At 66.1% G+C, this 17,987-nt stretch carries 19 protein-coding genes; 10 read left to right on the top strand and 9 right to left on the bottom strand.

What is annotated here, in order from left to right; translation table 11 throughout:
• Positions 1 to 36: 36 nt before the first annotated feature.
• Both EV580_RS28900 and usfY read right to left on the bottom strand, forming a co-directional pair.
• Positions 37 to 2,559, bottom strand: a complete 2,523-nt coding sequence (locus tag EV580_RS28900; protein WP_133695834.1) for an IniB N-terminal domain-containing protein — start codon at positions 2,557 to 2,559, stop codon at positions 37 to 39.
• A gap of 380 nt (positions 2,560 to 2,939) precedes the next feature.
• A complete protein-coding gene (gene usfY, locus EV580_RS28895; RefSeq protein ID WP_133695832.1) occupies positions 2,940 to 3,251 on the bottom strand; it encodes a protein UsfY in 312 nt (103 codons plus the stop codon).
• Between the two features lie 143 nt (positions 3,252 to 3,394).
• Here usfY and EV580_RS28890 point away from each other — a divergent pair, with 143 nt between their 5' ends.
• From EV580_RS28890 to EV580_RS28880, 3 genes are all read left to right on the top strand, one after another.
• Positions 3,395 to 4,111, top strand: a complete 717-nt coding sequence (locus EV580_RS28890; protein WP_133695831.1) for a hypothetical protein — start codon at positions 3,395 to 3,397, stop codon at positions 4,109 to 4,111.
• Positions 4,111 to 4,827 carry a hypothetical protein gene (locus EV580_RS28885; RefSeq protein ID WP_133695829.1) on the top strand — a complete coding sequence of 239 codons (717 nt, stop codon included), beginning with the start codon at positions 4,111 to 4,113 and terminating at the stop codon, positions 4,825 to 4,827. Before EV580_RS28890 ends, EV580_RS28885 begins: the two co-directional genes overlap by 1 nt.
• A gap of 136 nt (positions 4,828 to 4,963) precedes the next feature.
• Complete coding sequence (locus EV580_RS28880) at positions 4,964 to 5,521, top strand: hypothetical protein (RefSeq protein WP_133695827.1); 558 nt, start codon at positions 4,964 to 4,966, stop codon at positions 5,519 to 5,521.
• A gap of 3 nt (positions 5,522 to 5,524) precedes the next feature.
• Here the strand turns inward: EV580_RS28880 and EV580_RS28875 are convergent, their stop codons facing one another.
• The gene (locus EV580_RS28875) at positions 5,525 to 6,793 is read right to left on the bottom strand and encodes a L,D-transpeptidase (RefSeq protein ID WP_133695826.1); all 1,269 of its coding nucleotides are present in this window, start codon (positions 6,791 to 6,793) and stop codon (positions 5,525 to 5,527) included.
• Positions 6,794 to 6,958: 165 nt separating this feature from the next.
• A complete protein-coding gene (locus EV580_RS28870; protein ID WP_286171903.1) occupies positions 6,959 to 8,215 on the bottom strand; it encodes a L,D-transpeptidase in 1,257 nt (418 codons plus the stop codon).
• Positions 8,216 to 8,360: 145 nt separating this feature from the next.
• Between EV580_RS28870 and EV580_RS28865 the strand changes: the two genes are divergently transcribed.
• Positions 8,361 to 9,212, top strand: coding sequence for an NYN domain-containing protein (locus tag EV580_RS28865; protein WP_133695822.1), 852 nt, complete (start codon positions 8,361 to 8,363; stop codon positions 9,210 to 9,212).
• On the opposite strand, the gene EV580_RS28860 is transcribed toward EV580_RS28865, so the two are convergent.
• On the bottom strand, positions 9,209 to 9,916 hold the full coding sequence (locus EV580_RS28860) for a hotdog fold domain-containing protein (protein ID WP_133695820.1): 708 nt from the start codon (positions 9,914 to 9,916) through the stop codon (positions 9,209 to 9,211). The two genes, EV580_RS28865 and EV580_RS28860, sit on opposite strands and share 4 nt — an antisense overlap.
• Positions 9,913 to 10,464: an SAM-dependent methyltransferase gene (locus EV580_RS28855; RefSeq protein ID WP_133695818.1), complete on the bottom strand. Its 552-nt coding sequence runs from the start codon at positions 10,462 to 10,464 to the stop codon at positions 9,913 to 9,915. Before EV580_RS28855 ends, EV580_RS28860 begins: the two co-directional genes overlap by 4 nt.
• 62 nt (positions 10,465 to 10,526) lie before the next feature.
• Between EV580_RS28855 and EV580_RS28850 the strand changes: the two genes are divergently transcribed.
• Positions 10,527 to 11,438: a cyclopropane mycolic acid synthase family methyltransferase gene (locus tag EV580_RS28850; protein ID WP_133695817.1), complete on the top strand. Its 912-nt coding sequence runs from the start codon at positions 10,527 to 10,529 to the stop codon at positions 11,436 to 11,438.
• 48 nt (positions 11,439 to 11,486) lie between these two features.
• Positions 11,487 to 12,341, top strand: a complete 855-nt coding sequence (locus tag EV580_RS28845; RefSeq protein WP_133695815.1) for a cyclopropane mycolic acid synthase family methyltransferase — start codon at positions 11,487 to 11,489, stop codon at positions 12,339 to 12,341.
• Here EV580_RS28845 and EV580_RS28840 read toward each other — a convergent pair whose 3' ends face one another.
• Entirely contained in the window at positions 12,342 to 13,592 is a 1,251-nt protein-coding gene (locus EV580_RS28840; protein ID WP_133695813.1) for a KasA/KasB family beta-ketoacyl-ACP synthase, read from the bottom strand.
• A 267-nt stretch (positions 13,593 to 13,859) separates the two neighbouring features.
• Here EV580_RS28840 and EV580_RS28835 point away from each other — a divergent pair, with 267 nt between their 5' ends.
• Positions 13,860 to 15,209 (top strand): DEAD/DEAH box helicase, encoded by a 1,350-nt coding sequence (locus EV580_RS28835; protein WP_133695812.1) that lies wholly within the window; start codon positions 13,860 to 13,862, stop codon positions 15,207 to 15,209.
• 76 nt (positions 15,210 to 15,285) lie between these two features.
• Positions 15,286 to 15,489: a cold-shock protein gene (locus EV580_RS28830; RefSeq protein WP_071947580.1), complete on the top strand. Its 204-nt coding sequence runs from the start codon at positions 15,286 to 15,288 to the stop codon at positions 15,487 to 15,489.
• Between the two features lie 61 nt (positions 15,490 to 15,550).
• Here EV580_RS28830 and EV580_RS28825 read toward each other — a convergent pair whose 3' ends face one another.
• Positions 15,551 to 16,051 (bottom strand): DUF5994 family protein, encoded by a 501-nt coding sequence (locus EV580_RS28825; protein WP_221218612.1) that lies wholly within the window; start codon positions 16,049 to 16,051, stop codon positions 15,551 to 15,553.
• Between the two features lie 155 nt (positions 16,052 to 16,206).
• A complete protein-coding gene (locus EV580_RS28820) occupies positions 16,207 to 16,806 on the bottom strand; it encodes a TetR/AcrR family transcriptional regulator (RefSeq protein ID WP_133695808.1) in 600 nt (199 codons plus the stop codon).
• 187 nt (positions 16,807 to 16,993) lie between these two features.
• Between EV580_RS28820 and EV580_RS28815 the strand changes: the two genes are divergently transcribed.
• Together EV580_RS28815 and EV580_RS28810 are read left to right on the top strand one after the other, a co-directional pair.
• The gene (locus EV580_RS28815) at positions 16,994 to 17,800 is read left to right on the top strand and encodes a class I SAM-dependent methyltransferase (protein WP_133695806.1); all 807 of its coding nucleotides are present in this window, start codon (positions 16,994 to 16,996) and stop codon (positions 17,798 to 17,800) included.
• Entirely contained in the window at positions 17,800 to 17,985 is a 186-nt protein-coding gene (locus tag EV580_RS28810; RefSeq protein ID WP_133695804.1) for a hypothetical protein, read from the top strand. The genes EV580_RS28815 and EV580_RS28810 overlap by 1 nt, the downstream gene beginning before the upstream one ends.
• The last annotated feature ends 2 nt before the right edge of the window (positions 17,986 to 17,987 follow it).

The raw sequence follows: 17,987 nt of genomic DNA, 5'->3' as shown, positions 1-17,987 counted from the left end.
ATGCGGTCCCCGCCGATTTTGTGTCAGGTCTTCGGGTCAGAAGCCCATGTGGTGATCGGCCTGATTGTGCGACGACATATCGGTGCTCGCCTGGGTATGCGAGGCCGAGCTGTCGTGGCTGGTGTCGTACAGCGAGTGACTCGAGTAGTCGGTGCTCGCGTGGCTCGACTGGTCGTACGCCGAGTGATCCGGCGTCGTGGCCGCGGCCGCGTGGCTCGACGAGTCGATGGCCGCGTGCTGATCGGCCGAGGCCGAGCTGTGCCCGCTGCTGGCCGAGGTGGATCCACCGCCACTTGCGCTGCCCTGCGAGCTGGTGATCACCGAGCCGCCGTTGGAGCCGGACGAGGCCGAACCGCCTGCGGCAGTAGAGCCTTCGGTGTGGATGACGCTGCTGCTCTGCGACGGGGTGGTCGCCGAGCCGTGCGTTGTCGAAGCCGTGGTGCTGGCTCCGGTGTTGACGGTGCCGTGGCCGCCGAGAGCCGCTGAATCCTGGCCCAGGATGTTGGCCTGACCACCAAAGGCGTTCTGGAAGGATCCGTTTCCGCCGGCGGTCACATGTCCCGCCGATGCCCCACCGGTGGCCGACCCTGCCGCCTCCGCGGAGTTGTGCAGGTTGAAGTTCGTGGCCTCGTGGTTGAGGAAGCTGCCACTGCCACCACCGGCGGCATTGGCGCCACCGCTGATGCTGGAACCACCGGCGACGCTGGTGCCACCGGTGAACCCGGTGTGGCCGCCCGCATTCGCCTCGACAGCCGAGGCCGCCCCGGCATTGGTCTGCCCGCCGAGTGAACCGCCTGCGCTGGTGTGCCCACCGAATCCGCCACCGAGGTTCGTCTGGCCACCGAACGCGCTGCCGATGTTGGTCTGTCCGGTGAAGTTGGTCTGGCCACTCAATGCCGCGCCGTCGTCGTGCAGGAAGCTCGCGGCCGTCGTGTTGCTCGCAGCCGCCTGCGCACTCGCGGTCGCTCCGCCCAGCGGGCTGGCGAACGAGGCCGCCGTGGTGGTGTTCATCGCGGTGTTGCCCGCAGCGGTCAGGCCGGCACCGCCGACGCCGATCGCTCCGCCGCCGGCGGCCGAGGTGGTGTTGCCGAAGCTGGCGCCACCGAGCGGGCTGTTGAAGCCCACGTTGGAGGTGCTGTTGAAGCCGGCGTTCTCCTGCGCGCTCAAGCCGGTTCCGACGTTGGCCGAACCGCCCGCGTTTGCGGAGGCTCCGCCTGCCGAGCCACTCAGCGTGGCGCGGCGTTCGGCGTCGACCTCGCCGCTGGTCTCGATGCGCGCGCGATCGTTGATGTGCGCACCGCCGCCGAACTGGCTGCCGCCCTGAGCGCCGAAGCCGCTCTGCGCGTTGATGTTCGATCCACCGCCGATGTGCGTGCTACCGCCTGCGCTCGCCGCGGCGCCCGCTGCTGCGGAGCCGCCGAGTCCGGCGTCGAAGCCGGAGTTGAAGCCGCCACCGAGCTCAGCGCCACCGTTGAATCCCGTGTTCACACCGAATCCGCTATGCGCACCGAGCTCAGCGCCGCTCTCGAACTCAGCACCGCCACCGGCACCGAACCCGGTGCCAAGGCCAATTCCGCTGTGACCGCCCATTTCCGCGGTGCCACCCAGCTCGGCACCGAACCCGGTGTTGAATCCGCCACCAAGCTCAGCGCCACCACCGGCGCCAAAACCGGTACCCAGGCCAACGCCGCTGTGCCCGCCGAGCTCTGCGCCGCCCTCGAACTCGCCGCCCATGCCCATCTCGGCACCGAACCCGGTGTTGAATCCGCCACCGACCTCAGCGCCACCGCCGGCACCGAAACCGGTTCCGAAGCCCGTGCCCAGACCAACCCCAGTCTGGCCACCGAACTCCGTACCCGCGCCGATCTCAGCACCCATGCCGGTGTGGAAACCAGCGCCCACCTCAGCGCCCAGCCCGGTCTCGAAACCGGCACCGGTGCCGAAGCCACCGCCAAGCCCGGTGCCCAGACCGATTCCGGACTGGCCACCCACCGCACCGCCGAGCTCAGCACCCATGCCGGCGTGGAAGCCCGCCTCGACCTCGACGCTCATGCCGGCCTGGAAGCCCGCACCGACACCGAGCCCGGACTGGAACCCGCCGCCGAGGCCGGTGCCCAGGCCGAATCCGGTCTCTCCGCCCACGGCGGCACCGCCGCCGAGCTCAGCGCCGAGTCCGGCACCGATGCTCTGGCCCAGGCCGATGCCGATGCCGTTGCCGACTGCGGCGGCCAGGCTCGAACCGCCGTCGACGCCGAGATCCAGCGCCTGGTCGGTGAGCACGTTGGCCGCCACAGCCGGGGCCGAAAGAACGCTCGGCACAACACCTTCGACGGGTGCGAAGCCGAACTGATTCGAGACGGCCTGCGCCAGCCCGGAGACCGGGTCGCCGCCGACGAGGTCCAGCCCCGGAACGGCCGAGGCCGCGACGGACTGAATCTGCTCGGGGCTCACCCCGGCCAGCCCGGCGTTCGACAGCGCGGCGTTGGGATCCGCGACGAAGTTCTGCGCGGCCGATTCGTTGTTGAACAGGTCGAGGATGAATTGCAGCAGGTTGTCCATTGGGAGTTCCTTCCGGTGATTGCTACCCACGGTATGAAGATCACGAGCACCTTGAAATGGGGCGCGGTCCCCTACCCGATGCGGGCAGTACCGGGATATCCCAGCAATGCCCATTAGGGGATTAGGGGATCGCTAGGGTGTGCGCCGCGCGTCTTGCAGAACACCATCAATAGGATCGCTATAGATACTGTTCACAGCACTAAACCGGGGCAACCGCAGATTCCGAACTGATTCGCAACCGTTACCCAATAATTGACATGCAGGTAATTATCAGCAAATCCCCCAAGGGGTAAATTCGCACGTCGGACGGCATTCCGCCGTACGCAAAGAGGTACCGCGCGCCCGGGCAGGCCCGGGTGCGCGACCGCCGAACAACGCCGTTACGCGGCGTGGGGATGATGCGCGCGGTCGGGGTGTTCCGCCAACCAGCGACGCTCAACCCGCTTGACCCGTTGATGCTCGGCGATGATCAACAGCGCGCCCACGATCAGCAGGCCCGCCACCACCGAGCCCAGCATCAACAGCAGCTCGTGGTGATTGTACGCCAGCGCAGCCACGATGCCGGCCAACCCCACCACGCCCAGCGCGATGAGGAACAGGCCGGGCAGCCACAGCGTGTCGATGAACGACTCACCAGCATGCGGTTGTGTTGTTCGGGAGTGATCGACCGGGTCGCGATATGCACCCTTCATCGCGTCTCCCTTCCTCCTAGAGACGCCTTCCAGGCTACGCCTGATGTGAGCCAGGTCACAGCAGGGAAAGGACTGCCGGCGGTCCTTGGATTTGACGCTTACGACATTTATGCTGAGCCTTCACCACGTACCCGGGGGGGATCATGGGTGGATTGATTCGCAGGACTGGCCGCGCATCGCTTCTCACTGCCGCGTCAGTCGCGGTGACCGTCGCGATCAGTGCGGCTCACCCACCAATCGGGATTGGCGCCCCGGAGATCACTCGATCGGGGCACATACCCGAGATTCAACTGCAGGCGATCGTCACCAACATCGCCGAGACTGCTCCGACAGCGGCCGCAGCCAAGATCCCAGCAAGACGGACTGCCGCGGCGAGCCCGCTGGCCGGCCTCGAACTCCCCACTCCGCAGCAGGTGCTGGCAACGATCGCCACGATCACAGTCGCAGCGGGTTGGTATGCGGCGTTTCCGATTACCCTGCCGACAAGCATTGTGCTGGGTGCCGTCTTCAACGTGTTGGTAGCCGGCATAAGCATGCAAGGACCCCTCATCGACCCCGTGTCCATCGTCAAATGGAGCCTCGTCATCTTCGCCGGAGCGCCGTTTCTTGCGGCGGTCACGGTGCTCTCGGTGCTTCCCGCTGCCGGGACTTCGTCTCGGGTGACCCACCCGTCGACACCATCCGCGGCTCGACACACGAAGCCGGGACTGGCCGGCTCACGACGGACCGCCGGCCCGACCACCAACGCCGACCGGACACCGTCGGCGCATACGTCAGCCAAGACCACGCCCAAGGCATCCACCGAGAAGAAGCGTTCGGGCACTGCCGGTTCGGCCAGAGCCGCCAACAAGCGAACGTAATGGTGAAGCTGATAGCCGCCGCCATTGCGGCCGTCGTCACCACCGGCGTCATCGCTCCGAACGGGGCCACCGGAGCCGTCCCCTCGCGTGCAGAACATGTTCTCGCGGTACAGCTCCCGAACGTCGAGCTTGTGAGCATGTCGCTGCCCGACGAACAAACCCAGACCGCCGCGAAGAGGCCGCAGGCCAACATCACAATCCCGCAGATCCAGGGCGCGGTGACGTCCGTGGTATTCGAGGCGGGCGTGATCGCGCTGGTCCCGGTTTGGTATGCCGCCACCCCGATCACTTTGCCCGTTAGCGTGGGCGCTGCCGTCTTCCTCTACGGGTGGTTGTCCGCGATCGGGCTAGGAATCATCACCCGTCCCGGCGATCCCCCCGCCGCGTTGTTTCCTCTCGCAGCGGGCCTCGCCGCGTGGGCCGTGGGACCGTTCTATGTGGTCAATGAGGTAACCAAGAACGTGCGCAGCTTCCTCAACTCCCTTGTCTCTCAGCAGAACCCAGCAGCTGACGCAGTGTCCACATACCAAGCGGACCGCCAAGTCCAGCGCACCAAGTCGGGACTGGCCGACTCGGCGCGGACTACCGGCACAACCACCAGCGCCGACCGGAAACCGTCAGCGCATCGGACGGCCAAGACCACACCAAAGGCTTCCAACGAGAAGAAGCATTCGGGCACCGCGCGTTCGGCCCGACCCGCCAAAACCAACGACTGAACTGGGGGAACTTGTGTACCGATCGATTCCCGCGCCTGGGCGCGCATCTCGTCTCGCTGCCGCCGGCGCCTCAGCCGTCATCGCCCTAGGCGTAGTGTTGCCTTCTGGCACAACGCATCCCACGATTCCACAGCCAGTGCACTTCACGGCAATTCAGCTGCAAGCCGGCGCCGTAAAACTCACCAGCACCGCGACCAACCGCACCACTGCGTCGGCTCCGCAAGCCAACGCATCTCCCGAGACGACGATTCGTTCCGCGCTCATCTTGGCGGCCGCGATCGCGTTGACGCCGGTCTGGTACGTCGGCCTCCCCATCACATTGCCGATCAGCGTGTTCCTGGCCAACGGACTCAAGGGCCTCTTCTTTCCGACGGGCGGCATCCGCCAGCTCGCCTTCTTCTCGGTCGCCATCTACGCGATAGCCCCGGTGCTCGCAATCGCCTATGCATTCGGCCCGTTTGCCCCATCCGCTGCCGCGTCGAGGCCGGCGACGCAATCGTCGGCGGTAGCCCAAACGCCTCGCCAGGATCAGCGCGCCACAGGCGTGGCCGGCTCCCGCCGGACCGTCAACCCGACGACGACCGCCGACCGGAGGCCTGCGACGCATCGCAGCGCGAAGAGCACAAACGCGCCGTCCCCCACGAAGAAGCATCGGGGCACCGCAGGCTCGGCTCGGCCCACCAAGAACAACTGAGCCCTACGGCTTGGGCGCGAGCGCGCTGCCCTTCAGCCATTCGCCCCACGGCACGGTCCAGTCGCCGTTCTGCCAGATCTCCAGACCGGGGCCGCCGGTGTTCTTGACCTCGACGACGTCACCGGGCTGGGAGAAGTCGAAGAACCAGGAGGCGTTCTCGCCGTTGAGGTTCAGGCACCCATGCGAGACGTTGGTGTTGCCCTGCGCCCATCGGGTGTCGTTGAGCTGGTGCAGATAGATGCCGTCGGTACTGATCCGGGTGGCGTACGGGATCTTCACCTTGTAGCCCATCGAGGAGGCCACGGGCAGACCGTAGGTCGACGAGTCCATCGTCACCGACTCGGCCTTGTCGATCACCGTGTACACCCCGGGCGGCGTCCAGAACGAAAACGTCCGTCCGGCAATGGTTTGGTAGCCGCCCTGGCCCATCGAGGTCGGCATCGCCCGGACCAACTTGCCGTTGTCGAACACGCTCACGACCTTGGTCGTGTCGTCGGCGATCGAGACGTGGGCATCACCAATTGTGAAGGTGGCCTTGGCATTCTCGTTCCCGTACAGACCGTCGCCGAGCTTGAGTCCGAAGATGTTGGCCGCCACCGACACCGTTGTGCCCGGTGCGTAGTACTTCGCCGGCCGCCAGTGCGCGGTCTTGTCATCCACCCAGTACCACGAGCCCTGAACCGGCGGATTGGTGGTCACCACCAGATTGCGTTCGGCGGCAGCCTTGTCGGTGATCTGTTCGTCGAAGCGCGCCGCGATGATCGTGCCGATGCCGTATTTCATCTCTTCGTGGATCGGCAGGCCACCTGGCGTCTCGAGGTAGACCTGGGTGAGGTTGTCGGGCGAGGCTGTCGCGAAGGTCGTGGTCCGCGCGAGCGGCACACCGCTGGCGCCCAGACTGGCCACCTGCATGGTGTAGGTGCGCCCGTACTTGAGCGGCACGGTCGGCTGCCACGACGTCCCATCCGGTGACAGTGCGCCGGCAAGGGTGTTGCCGTAGTCGTCCACCAACGAGACGTTCGTGAGATTGCCACCCACCACCTGCGCCGACACCCGGCTCAGCGGGTTGAGGTCAGCCGCGCCATTGGCCGGCGCGATCCCCAGCAGTGGGGGTTTGGGCGGCGCGGGTGGCAACTGCACCTGGGCGGTGGCGGTCGCGGTTTTGCACCCGTCGCGGCACCCGGGCAGCCCGGCCACATCGCTCCCGAGAACGCCCAGGAGCAGCAGGCTCACCACGAGGCCGGCCGCGCACGCGCGACGGGAAAAGACCACCGAAAATCACTCCAGAACTGGTCGACGATGAGTTGCCGGCGTCACCTTTGACGCCTGAGATCATAGACGGCCACAGCGTCGTCTTGTCACCTGAAGGAGACTGACGCGCCCGTCACCAGCAGCAAAGATCCAATCATTAGCGGAATCTAACTTTTCGGCGGCATCTCAATGCCGCGCACTACCTTTGAGCCACTCGCTCCACGGCAGTGTCCAGTCACCGTTCTGCGTGAGCGCAAGGGGCGGGCCGCCGGTGTTCTTGACCTCGACGACGTCCCCGGGCACCGAGAAGTCGTAGAACCACGCCGCATTGTCGCTGCTGAGATTCAGGCACCCGTGCGAGGTGTCGGTATTGCCCTGCGCCCACACGGTCGCATTCAGCTGGTGCAGGTAGATCCCGTCCGGGCTGATGCGCGTCGCGTACGGGATGGTCTCGCGATAGCCGAGGCGCGAGTTGATCGGCAGGCCGTAGGTCGAGGAGTCCATGATCACCGGGTTGGCCTTGTCCATGACCGTGTAGATGCCGGGCGGCGTCCAGAACGTCAGGGTCTGATTGCCGATCGTCTCGCTGCCGCCGCGACCCATCGAGGTCGGCATAGTGCGCACCAACTTGCCGTTCTCGAACACGCTGACCTGTTTGGTGGTGTCGTCGGCAACCGAGACGTGCGCATCACCGATCGTGAAGGTCGCCGCGGAATCCTGCTCGCCGTACAGACCGTCGCCGAGCGGGACGCCGTAGACGTTGGCCCGCACGGTCACCGAAGTGCCTGGGGCGTAATACTTTTCCGGGCGCCAGTGCGCCGTCTGGTCGTCCATCCAATACCAGGACCCCCGCACCGGCGGGTTGGTGGTGACCGAGAGGTGCTGCTCGGCGGCGGCGCGATCGGTGATGGGCTCGCCGAAGTGTGCAGCGATGACGGTGCCGATCCCGAACCGGCCGCCATCGAGCAGCTGCCAGCCCGGCGTCGTGAATGTCACCTGCGTCTGATCGCTCGGCACGACGGTTTGGAAGGTCGACGACATCGTCGAGGGCACCCCGCCGGGTCCGCGGGCGTCGACGGTCAGGGTGTAGCTGCGTCCATAGCCCAGGGGGACGGTGGGCTTCCAGGTCTTGAAGTCGGGGGTGACGACGCCGGGGATCGGCTTGTCGGCGTCGTTGACCATCGTGACGTGGGTGAGCAGGCCGCTCTTGGCGACGACGGTGATCCCGCCCAGCGGGTCGACGTCGGTGGCCCCGTCAGCGGGGGTGAGCGCGACGGCGGCCCTGTCCTTGGACGGTGCCGGCTGGGGGTCGCGGGCGGCGGCCTCGGTGCGGCAGTTCTCCGGGCAGCGCGGCGCGGCGGAGACGACGACACCGCCGAGCACTGCGAGCACCGCCAGAACGACGCCGAGGCAGGCCCCACGGGCACGACGACTAAAGCTCAACTGGTCACTCCATGAATTACGAGGTCGGCCACGGTTGCCGGGATACCGAAGATCTATCGGGCCCCTGAAGCATAGACGGCATGGCGGACGGTCGCGTTCGGGCAAAGGGGCGTGCCGCGTCACAACATGGACAAGACTCGAGCACATGACCGATCCCGGTGCGACCCGCGTCGCGGTGTACCTCGACTTCGACAACATCGTCATCTCGCGCTACGACCAGGTCAACGGCCGCAACTCTTTTCAGCGCGACAAGGCCAAGGGACTGGAGGCGGCCAAGCTCACCCGCGCGCGTGTCGACGTCGGCGCGGTCCTGGACTTCGCCTCGTCGTTCGGGACGGTGGTACTCACCCGCGCGTATGCCGACTGGTCGGCTGACGTGAACGCCGAATACCGCGAACAACTGGTGGGTAGGGCGGTGGATCTGGTGCAGCTGTTCCCCGCGGCGGCCTACGGCAAAAACGCCGCCGACATCCGGCTGGCGGTGGACGCCGTCGAGGACATGTTCCGGCTGCCCGACCTCACCCACGTGGTGATCGTCGCCGGCGACTCCGACTACATCCCGCTGGCGCAGCGGTGCAAACGGTTGGGCCGCTATGTCGTCGGCATCGGAGTGGCCGGCTCGTCGAGCCGGTCACTGGCGGCGGCCTGCGACGAGTTCGTCATCTACGACGCGCTGCCCGGGGTGCCGGTATTCGAGCCGTCGACAGCCGACGCGCCGGCCAAGCGGACGAAACGCGCGAAGTCCACCGAGCCGGAGCCGCCCGACCCGCAGACCGCGGCCACCGCGCTGCTGAAACGGGCGCTGCAGATCGGCCTGGAGAAGGAAGACGCCGAGTGGTTGCACAATTCGGCGGTGAAGGCGCAGATGAAGCGGATGGACCCGTCGTTCTCGGAGAAGTCGTTGGGGTTCAAGTCGTTCAGCGACTTCTTGCGGTCGCGCACCGATGTGGTGGAGCTTGACGAGAGTTCGACGACTCGAATGGTGAAGCTCCGCTAGGCGGTCGAGTCGATCCAGACCGCGCGGGCTGCGGCCAGCAGGTCACCGTCGGCGGTGTAGAGCGCGGAGTGCGCGCCGATCTTGCGGCCCTCATGCCAGTCCGAGGTCGCGACCACCACGCACGGTTCGCCCGCCCGCGGTACCCGTTCGATGTGGGCGGTCATCCGGCCGAGCACCGCGACGCCGCCCGGGATGCGGTTGAACGCCGCCCACCCGCCCGGGCAATCCAGTGCCGCCCAGACGATCTCGGGTCGCACGGCACCGGCGTCGTCGGCCAGCGATTCGTCGGGCGTCCACTGGTCGGCCAGGATCGACTGTCCGGCAAGGCGTTTGACGAAGATTCGCAGCCCGTCGCCGGGCTCGCGGTCGGGGCCGCAGGTGAAGCAGCTCCGGAACGGATGGCTGGCGTCGGCCAACGCGTGCTCAGCGTCAGCGGGAATGTCCAGCACCGGCGGCAGCACCTCGACGGGCTCGTCGACAGGCTTGGCCACCGCCACGACCTCCCCACCCGGCGGGTGCACCTCATACGTCGGCCCCGTCTCCTCGACCAGTAACTCCGTATCAAGAGGGGGCGGGCGAAGCAGCGTCACCTCGACCAGGTCTGCCGGGATGCGCCCGGCGATCACACCGCAGGCGTACCCGCCGTTGGCGCTTCCGGGTGGGCCGTTGAAGCGGCCGGGGAACATCAACGACGGCTCGGTCACGACCGGTCCCCTTTCACCCTGGCCAGCAGCCACGCCTGACCGTCGCCCTCGCCTGTGGCGAGCGTGTGCAGATCTGCGAACGCGACGTCGAGTTCCCCTGCCGTGGCCCGGAAAAACCCTGGCTCGGCGCCGACCTCGCTGAGCACGGTGATCGCCAGCAGACCGCCCGGCGTCAACCGGTCCACGATCGCCGGGTACAGCCGCGGGTCACGAAAGCGGTGGCACAGGACCATCTCGACCGCCGGCCCCGGCGGCAGGCCGTCGTCCAGATCGGCGACCGAGAACCGGCAACGGTCGCCGACGCCGTGGCGGTGCGCCAATTCTTGCGCCTGCTCGATCGCGACGGTGGACACGTCGACACCCCACACGGCCAGGCCGCGCTCGGCCAGCCAGACCGCAGCCGCGCCGGCGCCGCACGCCAGATCCAGCACATTGCCCGTCATCGGCATCTCATTGACGTACGGCGCGAAGACTTCGGGCAGGCGGGGTGAACCGCCAGATTTGCCCGCGTACTTCTCGTCCCAGCGCACGCGATCAGCCTCGGCCACGTCGCTCACGGTAGACGGCCGCCAGGGCGATTGAGATCAGCGTCAGCGGGTAACCGCGTCGGATGTCGAAGGCAGAGTCGTTGTGGCTGTCCAAGTCGGCGTCGCAAACGCGCGGCTCCGATCAGGCAGAGGTCCAGTTCCACTACGACATCTCCAACGAGTTCTTCAAGCTCTGGCAGGACCCGACGCAGACCTACAGTTGCGCATATTTCGAGCGCGACGATATGTCTCTCCAGGAAGCGCAGATGGCCAAGGTCGACCTCTCGCTGGGCAAGCTGGGTCTGAAGCCTGGGATGACGTTGCTCGACATCGGCTGCGGCTGGGGGTCGACCATCCAGCGCGCGGTCGAGAAGTACGACGTGAACGTCATCGGGCTGACGCTGTCGGAGAACCAGAAACAGCACATTGAGCAGAACCGGTTCCCGAACATCGACACCCATCGCAGCATGGAAGTTCGCTTGCAGCCGTGGGAAGAGTTCGACGGCAAGGCCGACCGGATCGTGTCGATCGGCGCCTTCGAGCATTTCGGCTTCAACAAGTACGACGACTACTTCAAGAAAACCCTCAGCTGGATGCCCGACGACGGGGTGATGTTGCTACACACGATCATCATTCCCGAGGACGAAGAGATCAAAGCCAAGGGCTTGCCGTTGACCATGTCTCGAGTGCGCTTCATCAAGTTCATCATGGACGAGATCTATCCCGGCGGCCGGTTGCCGCTGGCTTCGATGGTCCGCCAACACGCCGTCAACGCGGGTTACCAGGTGACGCGTGAGCAGCATCTGCAACCGCACTACGCCCGCACGTTGGACACCTGGGCGGCCAATCTCGAAGCGAATCGGGACCAGGCCATCGCGATCACGTCCGAAGCGATCTACGAGCGCTTTTACAAATATTTGACGGGATGTGCGGATCTGTTCCGGACCGGCTACACCGACATATGTCAGTTCACGTGCGAAAAGGCAGCTAGCTAGCCTGGGGGTCATCCGTTGGTAACGGAAAGTAGTTCGGATTCAACACAGTTGACGCCGGCATACGAGGACGTCCAGGCGCATTACGACATCTCGAACGAATTCTTCGGACTGTTCCAGGACCCGTCTCGGACGTATAGCTGCGCGTACTTCGAGCGCGACGATATGTCGCTGGAAGAGGCCCAGCTCGCGAAAATCGATCTGGCACTGGACAAATTGGATCTGCAACCTGGCATGACGCTGCTCGACATCGGCTGCGGTTGGGGATCAGCGATGAAACGGGCGGTGCAACGGCTTGATACGAACGCACTCGGACTGACGTTGAGCCGCAATCAGCGCGCGCTGGGTCAGCAACTACTCGACGCCGTAGACACCGACCGGTCGCGGCGAATCCTGTTGCGCGGCTGGGAAGAATTCGACCAGCCGGTCGACCGCATCGTGAGTATCGAAGCATTCGAGGCGTTTCCGAAAGACCGGTATGCGGCATTCTTCGACACATGCCACCGCATCATGCCTGTCGACGGTCGGATGGTGCTGCAGACCATCATGGGTCATCCGCTCAAACGCTGGCCTGATCTGGGCATCCCCATCGTGATGAGCGATTTGAAGTTCATGCGGTTCATCGCCAAGGAGATCTTTCCGGGCGGCGCGGTGCCGTGCGACGAGGACGTTGTCGAATTCGCCCAGAAGGCCGGCTTTTCGGTCGAACATCTCGACTACCTGACCCCGCATTATGTACGCACGCTGGACATTTGGGCACAACGATTGGAAGGCGCCCGCGACCGAGCTATCGCCGTGACATCGCAAGAGGTCTACGACCGCTACATGCGCTATCTCGTCGGGTGCTCGGACTTCTTCAACCGAGGGGTATCCGAGGTCGGGCAGTTCACCCTGGTGAAAGGCTGATCAGGCGGCCCCGAACGTCAACACCACGTTGTTGCCGCCGAGGCCGAGGGAGTTACTGATCGCGTACTGGTAGTTGGCTCGGCGGGGCCGGCCGATGACCACGTCGAGGTCGATCTCGGGATCGAGATCATCGACGTTGCGGGTGGCAGGGAGAACGCCGTCGCGCAACGCCTGCACGGTGAGCACCGCTTCTACCGCACCCGCGGCACCCAGCGAATGTCCGAGCACGGCTTTGGGTGCGTACACCGCCGGCTGATGCCCCTGGAAAGCACGCCGGATGGCACGGGCCTCGGCGAGATCACCGAGGGTCGTCCCGGTGGCGTGCGCGTTCACGTGATCGATATCAGACGGTCGAAGCCCGGCCAGCTCGATCGCGCGGGCGATGGCCGCACCGGCGGTTTCGCCCGTGGGATCGGACTGGACGTGGTCGTAGGCGTCGGAGTTGGTCGATGCACCCATGAGGCGAGCGAGGATGGGTGCGCCGCGCGCCTTTGCATGGTCCTCGGTTTCGATGAGCATCAGCGCGCCGCCCTCGCCGAGCACCATGCCGTCGCGGTGCCGATCGAACGGCCGGCATGCCCCGGCGGGGTCGTCGTTGTTGGTCGACATGATGCCGAGTCCGTCGAAGGCAGCCACGGGTACCGGCTCGACCCACGATTCGACGGCACCGCAGATCGCGATATCGGCCTCACCCATCACGATGTGCCGCCACGCCTGGGCGATCGCGGCAGCGCCGGACGCGTCAGACATCAACGGCGCGATCACCCCCGCTTTGGCTTTACGTTCCAGCCCGACCGCGGCGGCCGCGGCGTTGGGCATGTACATCTGGATCGCCAGCGGCGACATCGCGCGCAGTCCGCGCGCTTGAAACGCGCCGTACTGCACCGCGATCTCCTCGGTGCTGCCCAGCGCAAGTCCGATCGAGACGAGAAGCCGGCCGGTGTCGATGTCGGGCGAGTCGGCGTTGCCCCAGAGCCGGCGTCCCAGCACCGTGCCCATCTTGCCCAGATAGGACAGCCGGCGAAGCTCGACGCGATTGAGGTGGTGATCGAAGTCTTCGCGCAGCGCACCGCCGATGCGCACCGGCGAGTCACATTCGCGCACGAACCATTTGTCGAGCTGACGAATCCCGCTGCCGCCCTGCAGTATTTGCTGCCAGGTGTCCTCGGCGTCGGGGCCGAGCGCCGTGGTCGATGTCAACGCGGTCACCACCACATCGGTGAGACCCTCGCCCGTCCGCAATGCAGTCATCCCGGTTGGCACCTTTCGGCGGCATCGTTGTGACGCGCGGCATACCCGCATGCGCGGGATTTATGCCTACCGGGTGCTGCTATGCTGGTCGCAACGTTGGCGTCACGATGAAGTCGTCAACCGCGTCGTGGAACACCTTCACTTCACCGGCACTTCCGGAATCCGGAAACCGAGTCAGCTGATGTAGTGCCCCCAAGCACACAGTCTCGCGGCGATCGATTTTGCCCACCGGCAATCTCGCCACACACCCGATGCCCGAAAGGCACCATGAAAACCGAACAATCGTTTGCGGACCTTGGCGTGCCCGCACCGCTGGTGCGCGCCCTGTCCGACAACGGCATTACCTCTCCCTTCCCGATCCAGGTTTCGACCCTGCCGGACACCCTGGCCGGCCGCGATGTGCTGGGCCGCGGCAAGACCGGCAGCGGCAAGACGCTGGCGTTTTCCATTCCGCTGGTCAGCCGCCTGACCGGCACCACCCGCCGTCCGTCACGGCCGTCGGGCCTGGTGCTGGCGCCCACCCGTGAGCTGGCGACCCAGATCACCGCGACGCTGCAGCCGCTGGCTGAGGCGTCCGGGCTGCGCGTCACCACCATCTTCGGCGGCGTACCGCAGAACAAGCAGGTCAAGGCCCTGCAGGGCGGCGTGGACATCGTCGTCGCCTGCCCCGGCCGCCTTGAAGACCTGATGCGCCAGCGACTGATCACCCTCGACGCCGTCGAGATCACCGTGATCGACGAGGCCGACCACATGGCCGACCTGGGCTTCCTGCCCGGCGTCACCCGGATCCTCGCGGCCACTCCGGCCGGTGGGCAGCGTCTGCTGTTCTCGGCGACGCTGGACAACGGTGTCGACAAGCTGGTCAGCCGGTTCCTGCGCAATCAGGTATCGCATGCCGTCGACTCCGACCAGTCGCCGGTGGACGCGATGACCCATCACGTGTTCCACGTGGCCAGCGCCGACGCCAAGAAGGACCTGGTGCACACCCTGGCCTCCGGTACCGGGCGGCGGATCCTGTTCCTGCGCACCAAACATCACGCCCGCAAACTGGCCAAGCAGCTCACTCAGGCGGGCATCCCGTCAGTTGACTTGCACGGCAACCTTTCTCAGCCGGCGCGCGATCGCAACCTGGCCGCGTTCGCGGCTGGTACCGCGCGAGTGCTGGTCGCCACCGACATCGCCGCGCGCGGTGTCCACGTCGACGATGTGGAGCTGGTCGTGCACATCGATCCGCCCGCCGAGCACAAGGCGTATCTGCACCGTTCGGGTCGCACCGCGCGAGCGGGACGGGCCGGCGACGTGGTGACCGTGGTACTGCCCGAGCAGCGCCGCGACACCCAGGTCTTGCTGCGCAAGGCCGGTATCAAGGCCACGCCGCAACAGGTTTCGGCTGATTCGGAGTCGGTGCAGGCATTGGTCGGCGAGGTCGCTCCCTACCAGGCACCGCCGGCTGCACCCGCTCCGCAGCAGCAGCAGCCGCGCCGCTCCCCCGCCCAGCGTCGCACCCGAGGTGGCAATAGTGGCGGCGGTCAGCCCGGCCACAGTGGCCAAGGTGCTCACGTTGGCCAGCCCGGGCGCCGGCGCTCCCGCCGCCCGCGCCCTGTGGGCGCCAAGTAGATTTCGTTCCGGCGGGCCCGCCGGTTCGAGCAACGGATGCCTCCGGCATCCAACTGAATGAGAGAAGAAAAGATAGATGGCACAGGGAACTGTGAAATGGTTCAACGGCGAAAAGGGCTTCGGCTTCATCGCTCCTGACAGTGGCGAGCAGGATCTGTTCGTGCACTACTCGGAAATCCAGGGCAGCGGCTACAAGTCGCTCGAGGAGAACCAGCGAGTTCAGTTCGAAGTTGGACAGGGACCCAAGGGCCCCCAGGCGACGCGCGTCTCCGCGGTCTGATCGAACCCAAGACCACAGCAAGGGCTGGTACGGCAATGCCGTACCAGCCCTTGGCTTTTGGTCAGTCTTCCACCACGTCGATGGTGGGCGAGCGCATCGTACGAGCCGCCGAGGATGCGCTCTGAGCCCGTGCCGCCTGGATCACCCGGTCCGCGACGGCGTACTCGGGCACGTCGATGCCCTCGTCGAGAGCCAGTAAGGCGGCGGCTTGCCGCATGACCATCCAGCCGAGCGCCTGCGTCGTCGTTTGCGGAATGACCAGCAACCGGGCGCACTCGCTTCGGCCGACGACGACCATGATCCGCTGACGCTCGTCGTTCCAGCCCATGCTGCGCATTGCGGTTGCGAAATGGGCATCCAGCACCGGGGCAGGCGCGGTCGCCGACCAGTTGATGTTGATGTCGACGATCTCGCCGAGCGGCGCGTGCAGCGCGTCGATGAGATCGGGAAGCTCACTGGCCAACGACCCGGTTCGCGGCCACCACGCCCCGTCGATGTCGCCACCAAGCGAGCGATTGAGGGTGAGTCGAATTGGGCTGGCGGTACGGCGCGGTCCGCGCATCCCGTTCACGACAAGGCCGGGCAGAAAGTGGAATCGAAAAAGTCCATGAACGTGGTCCTCAGATCGGCGGGCCGATCCGCGGACTGCGACGACTGCTGAGCGCGAACGGATTACTCGAACCCTATACCCGCTGGCGCGCCCGGCCGCCGGCCATCTCAGTTCTGGGGTTCGACGAGCTCTTTGATCGTCGCGCAGACCGTGGTGAGCGTGCGCTCGTCACGTGTCGACAGAGTCAGCACGAACGCGCCCTGAATCAGCGCCAGCACCGCGTCGGCGAGGTCCTCGCTGGGACGGTCCCGGCGAATGTCGCCGCGGTCCTGGCCCGCCGTGAGCAGCGTCGAGAGCTGCGACTTCCACATCCCGATCTGCGTGGCCAGCTGCGGCCGGAAGTAGTCGGACGTCGCGCCCACCTCGGTGGAGAACTTTCCCGTCAGGCACGCGGTCTGAAAACCCGACTTGATGAAGATCTGCGACATGTCTTTGAAGTAGCCGGTCAGCTGCTCGACGGTGGACAGGTCCGTCCTGGCGAACCACGTGGTGAACAGCTGGCCCTGGAATTGGATGTAGCGGTTCAGCACGGCCTGGGCGAACGCGTCCTTGGATCCGAAGTGGTGATAGAACGACCCCTTCGGAACGCCGGCCTCGGCCAAGACCGCATCGATCGTCGTCCCGTGGAAGCCGTTCTCGTAGAACAACTTGATCCCAGCGCGCAGCAGCCGCTCCTTGTGCGGGAGGACCGCTTCCTGGGTTGTCATTCGTACCGCCTTCGATATGCGCCGTTGAGGTGGGCTTTTCCACTATAGGGCGGTTTCGCCGACCACTAGACCGAGTGGACTAGACCACATCGTCCAATTTATGTGGCCTAGACCACATCGTCTAGACCACTACGTCTAGACGATTTAGTCTAGCGCGGAGGGGTCAAGCGAACGGAGGACCATTTCCATGAGCACCACCTACACGCTCGGACACGAGGACAGCGAGGTACGCCGGCTACTGCTCCAGGGCAGGGTGTACCGGGCCGACACCAAACACGCGTTGCTGATGGCGGGCCTCAAACCCGGGATGCGGGTCCTCGATGTCGGCTCCGGCCCCGGTGACGTGTCGTTCCTGGCCGCCGAACTCGTCGGACCGACGGGTTCGGTCCACGGCGTCGACGCCGCCGACGTCGTACACCTGGCCCGCTCGCGCGCCGACGAACAGGGCTGGACCAACGTGTCGTTCACCCAAGTGTCGCTCGACGAGCTGGTGCTGGAGGAACCGGTCGACGCCGTCATCGGGCGGCTGATCCTGATGCATCTGCCCGACCCGGTTGCCGCGCTGCGTCAGCTCGCGGGACTGGTCCGGCCGGGCGGCGTGGTCGCCTTCGCCGAGAACGACATCGCGTCGGTGCGCAGCTATCCCGAGATTCCGCTCTTCCGCGCGGTCACCGACGCGGTCGCGCGGTCGTTCGAATCGCTGGGGCTGGACATCTCGTTCGGGCCCAAGCTGGGGGCACTGTTCCAGCAGGCCGGGCTGGGCATCCCTCGCATGGCGGTCGGGGCGCCGATGGGCGGCGCCGACGACATCGACCTGCTGACCTACGCCGTCGAGATCTGGCGGCTGGTGTACCCGATCGCCGACGGGCTCGGGCTGACGGCGGACGTGCCCGCACCCGACGAGATGCTGCCGCTGCTACAACGGGAAGTGTCCGCCGCGAAGGCCAGCATCATGATGCCCACGCAGATCACGGCCTGGGCGAAGGTGCGGTGATGGTCGCCATCGGAACCGGCGGTCTGTCGCCGGCACGCTTCCTGAGCCGCGTCGCGGCGTGGCTGCGGGCCCCCGCCTTCGCGCAGGAAGAGTCCGAACCACAGGACAAGAGACGGCATTACCCGCCGCAGCGGGCCAGCTTTGTCGAGCAGGCGACGATGTCGCGGGAGATGTTCCGGCTCTAGGC

This window comes from Mycobacterium sp. BK086 (genome assembly GCA_004362315.1).
GTDB lineage: Bacteria > Actinomycetota > Actinomycetes > Mycobacteriales > Mycobacteriaceae > Mycobacterium.
Note: the sequence above shows the minus strand (reverse complement) of the source record. Positions and strands in the feature narration are given on the sequence as shown.

Coding starts and splice junctions, on each gene's coding strand:
- EV580_RS28900 (WP_133695834.1), bottom strand. CDS start 2,559: ATGGACAACCTGCTGCAATTCATCCTCGACCTGTTCAACAACGAATCG.
- usfY (WP_133695832.1), bottom strand. CDS start 3,251: ATGAAGGGTGCATATCGCGACCCGGTCGATCACTCCCGAACAACACAA.
- EV580_RS28890 (WP_133695831.1), top strand. CDS start 3,395: ATGGGTGGATTGATTCGCAGGACTGGCCGCGCATCGCTTCTCACTGCC.
- EV580_RS28885 (WP_133695829.1), top strand. CDS start 4,111: ATGGTGAAGCTGATAGCCGCCGCCATTGCGGCCGTCGTCACCACCGGC.
- EV580_RS28865 (WP_133695822.1), top strand. CDS start 8,361: ATGACCGATCCCGGTGCGACCCGCGTCGCGGTGTACCTCGACTTCGAC.
- EV580_RS28850 (WP_133695817.1), top strand. CDS start 10,527: ATGTCGAAGGCAGAGTCGTTGTGGCTGTCCAAGTCGGCGTCGCAAACG.
- EV580_RS28840 (WP_133695813.1), bottom strand. CDS start 13,592: ATGACTGCATTGCGGACGGGCGAGGGTCTCACCGATGTGGTGGTGACC.
- EV580_RS28835 (WP_133695812.1), top strand. CDS start 13,860: ATGAAAACCGAACAATCGTTTGCGGACCTTGGCGTGCCCGCACCGCTG.
- EV580_RS28830 (WP_071947580.1), top strand. CDS start 15,286: ATGGCACAGGGAACTGTGAAATGGTTCAACGGCGAAAAGGGCTTCGGC.
- EV580_RS28825 (WP_221218612.1), bottom strand. CDS start 16,051: ATGCGCGGACCGCGCCGTACCGCCAGCCCAATTCGACTCACCCTCAAT.
- EV580_RS28820 (WP_133695808.1), bottom strand. CDS start 16,806: ATGACAACCCAGGAAGCGGTCCTCCCGCACAAGGAGCGGCTGCTGCGC.
- EV580_RS28815 (WP_133695806.1), top strand. CDS start 16,994: ATGAGCACCACCTACACGCTCGGACACGAGGACAGCGAGGTACGCCGG.
- EV580_RS28810 (WP_133695804.1), top strand. CDS start 17,800: ATGGTCGCCATCGGAACCGGCGGTCTGTCGCCGGCACGCTTCCTGAGC.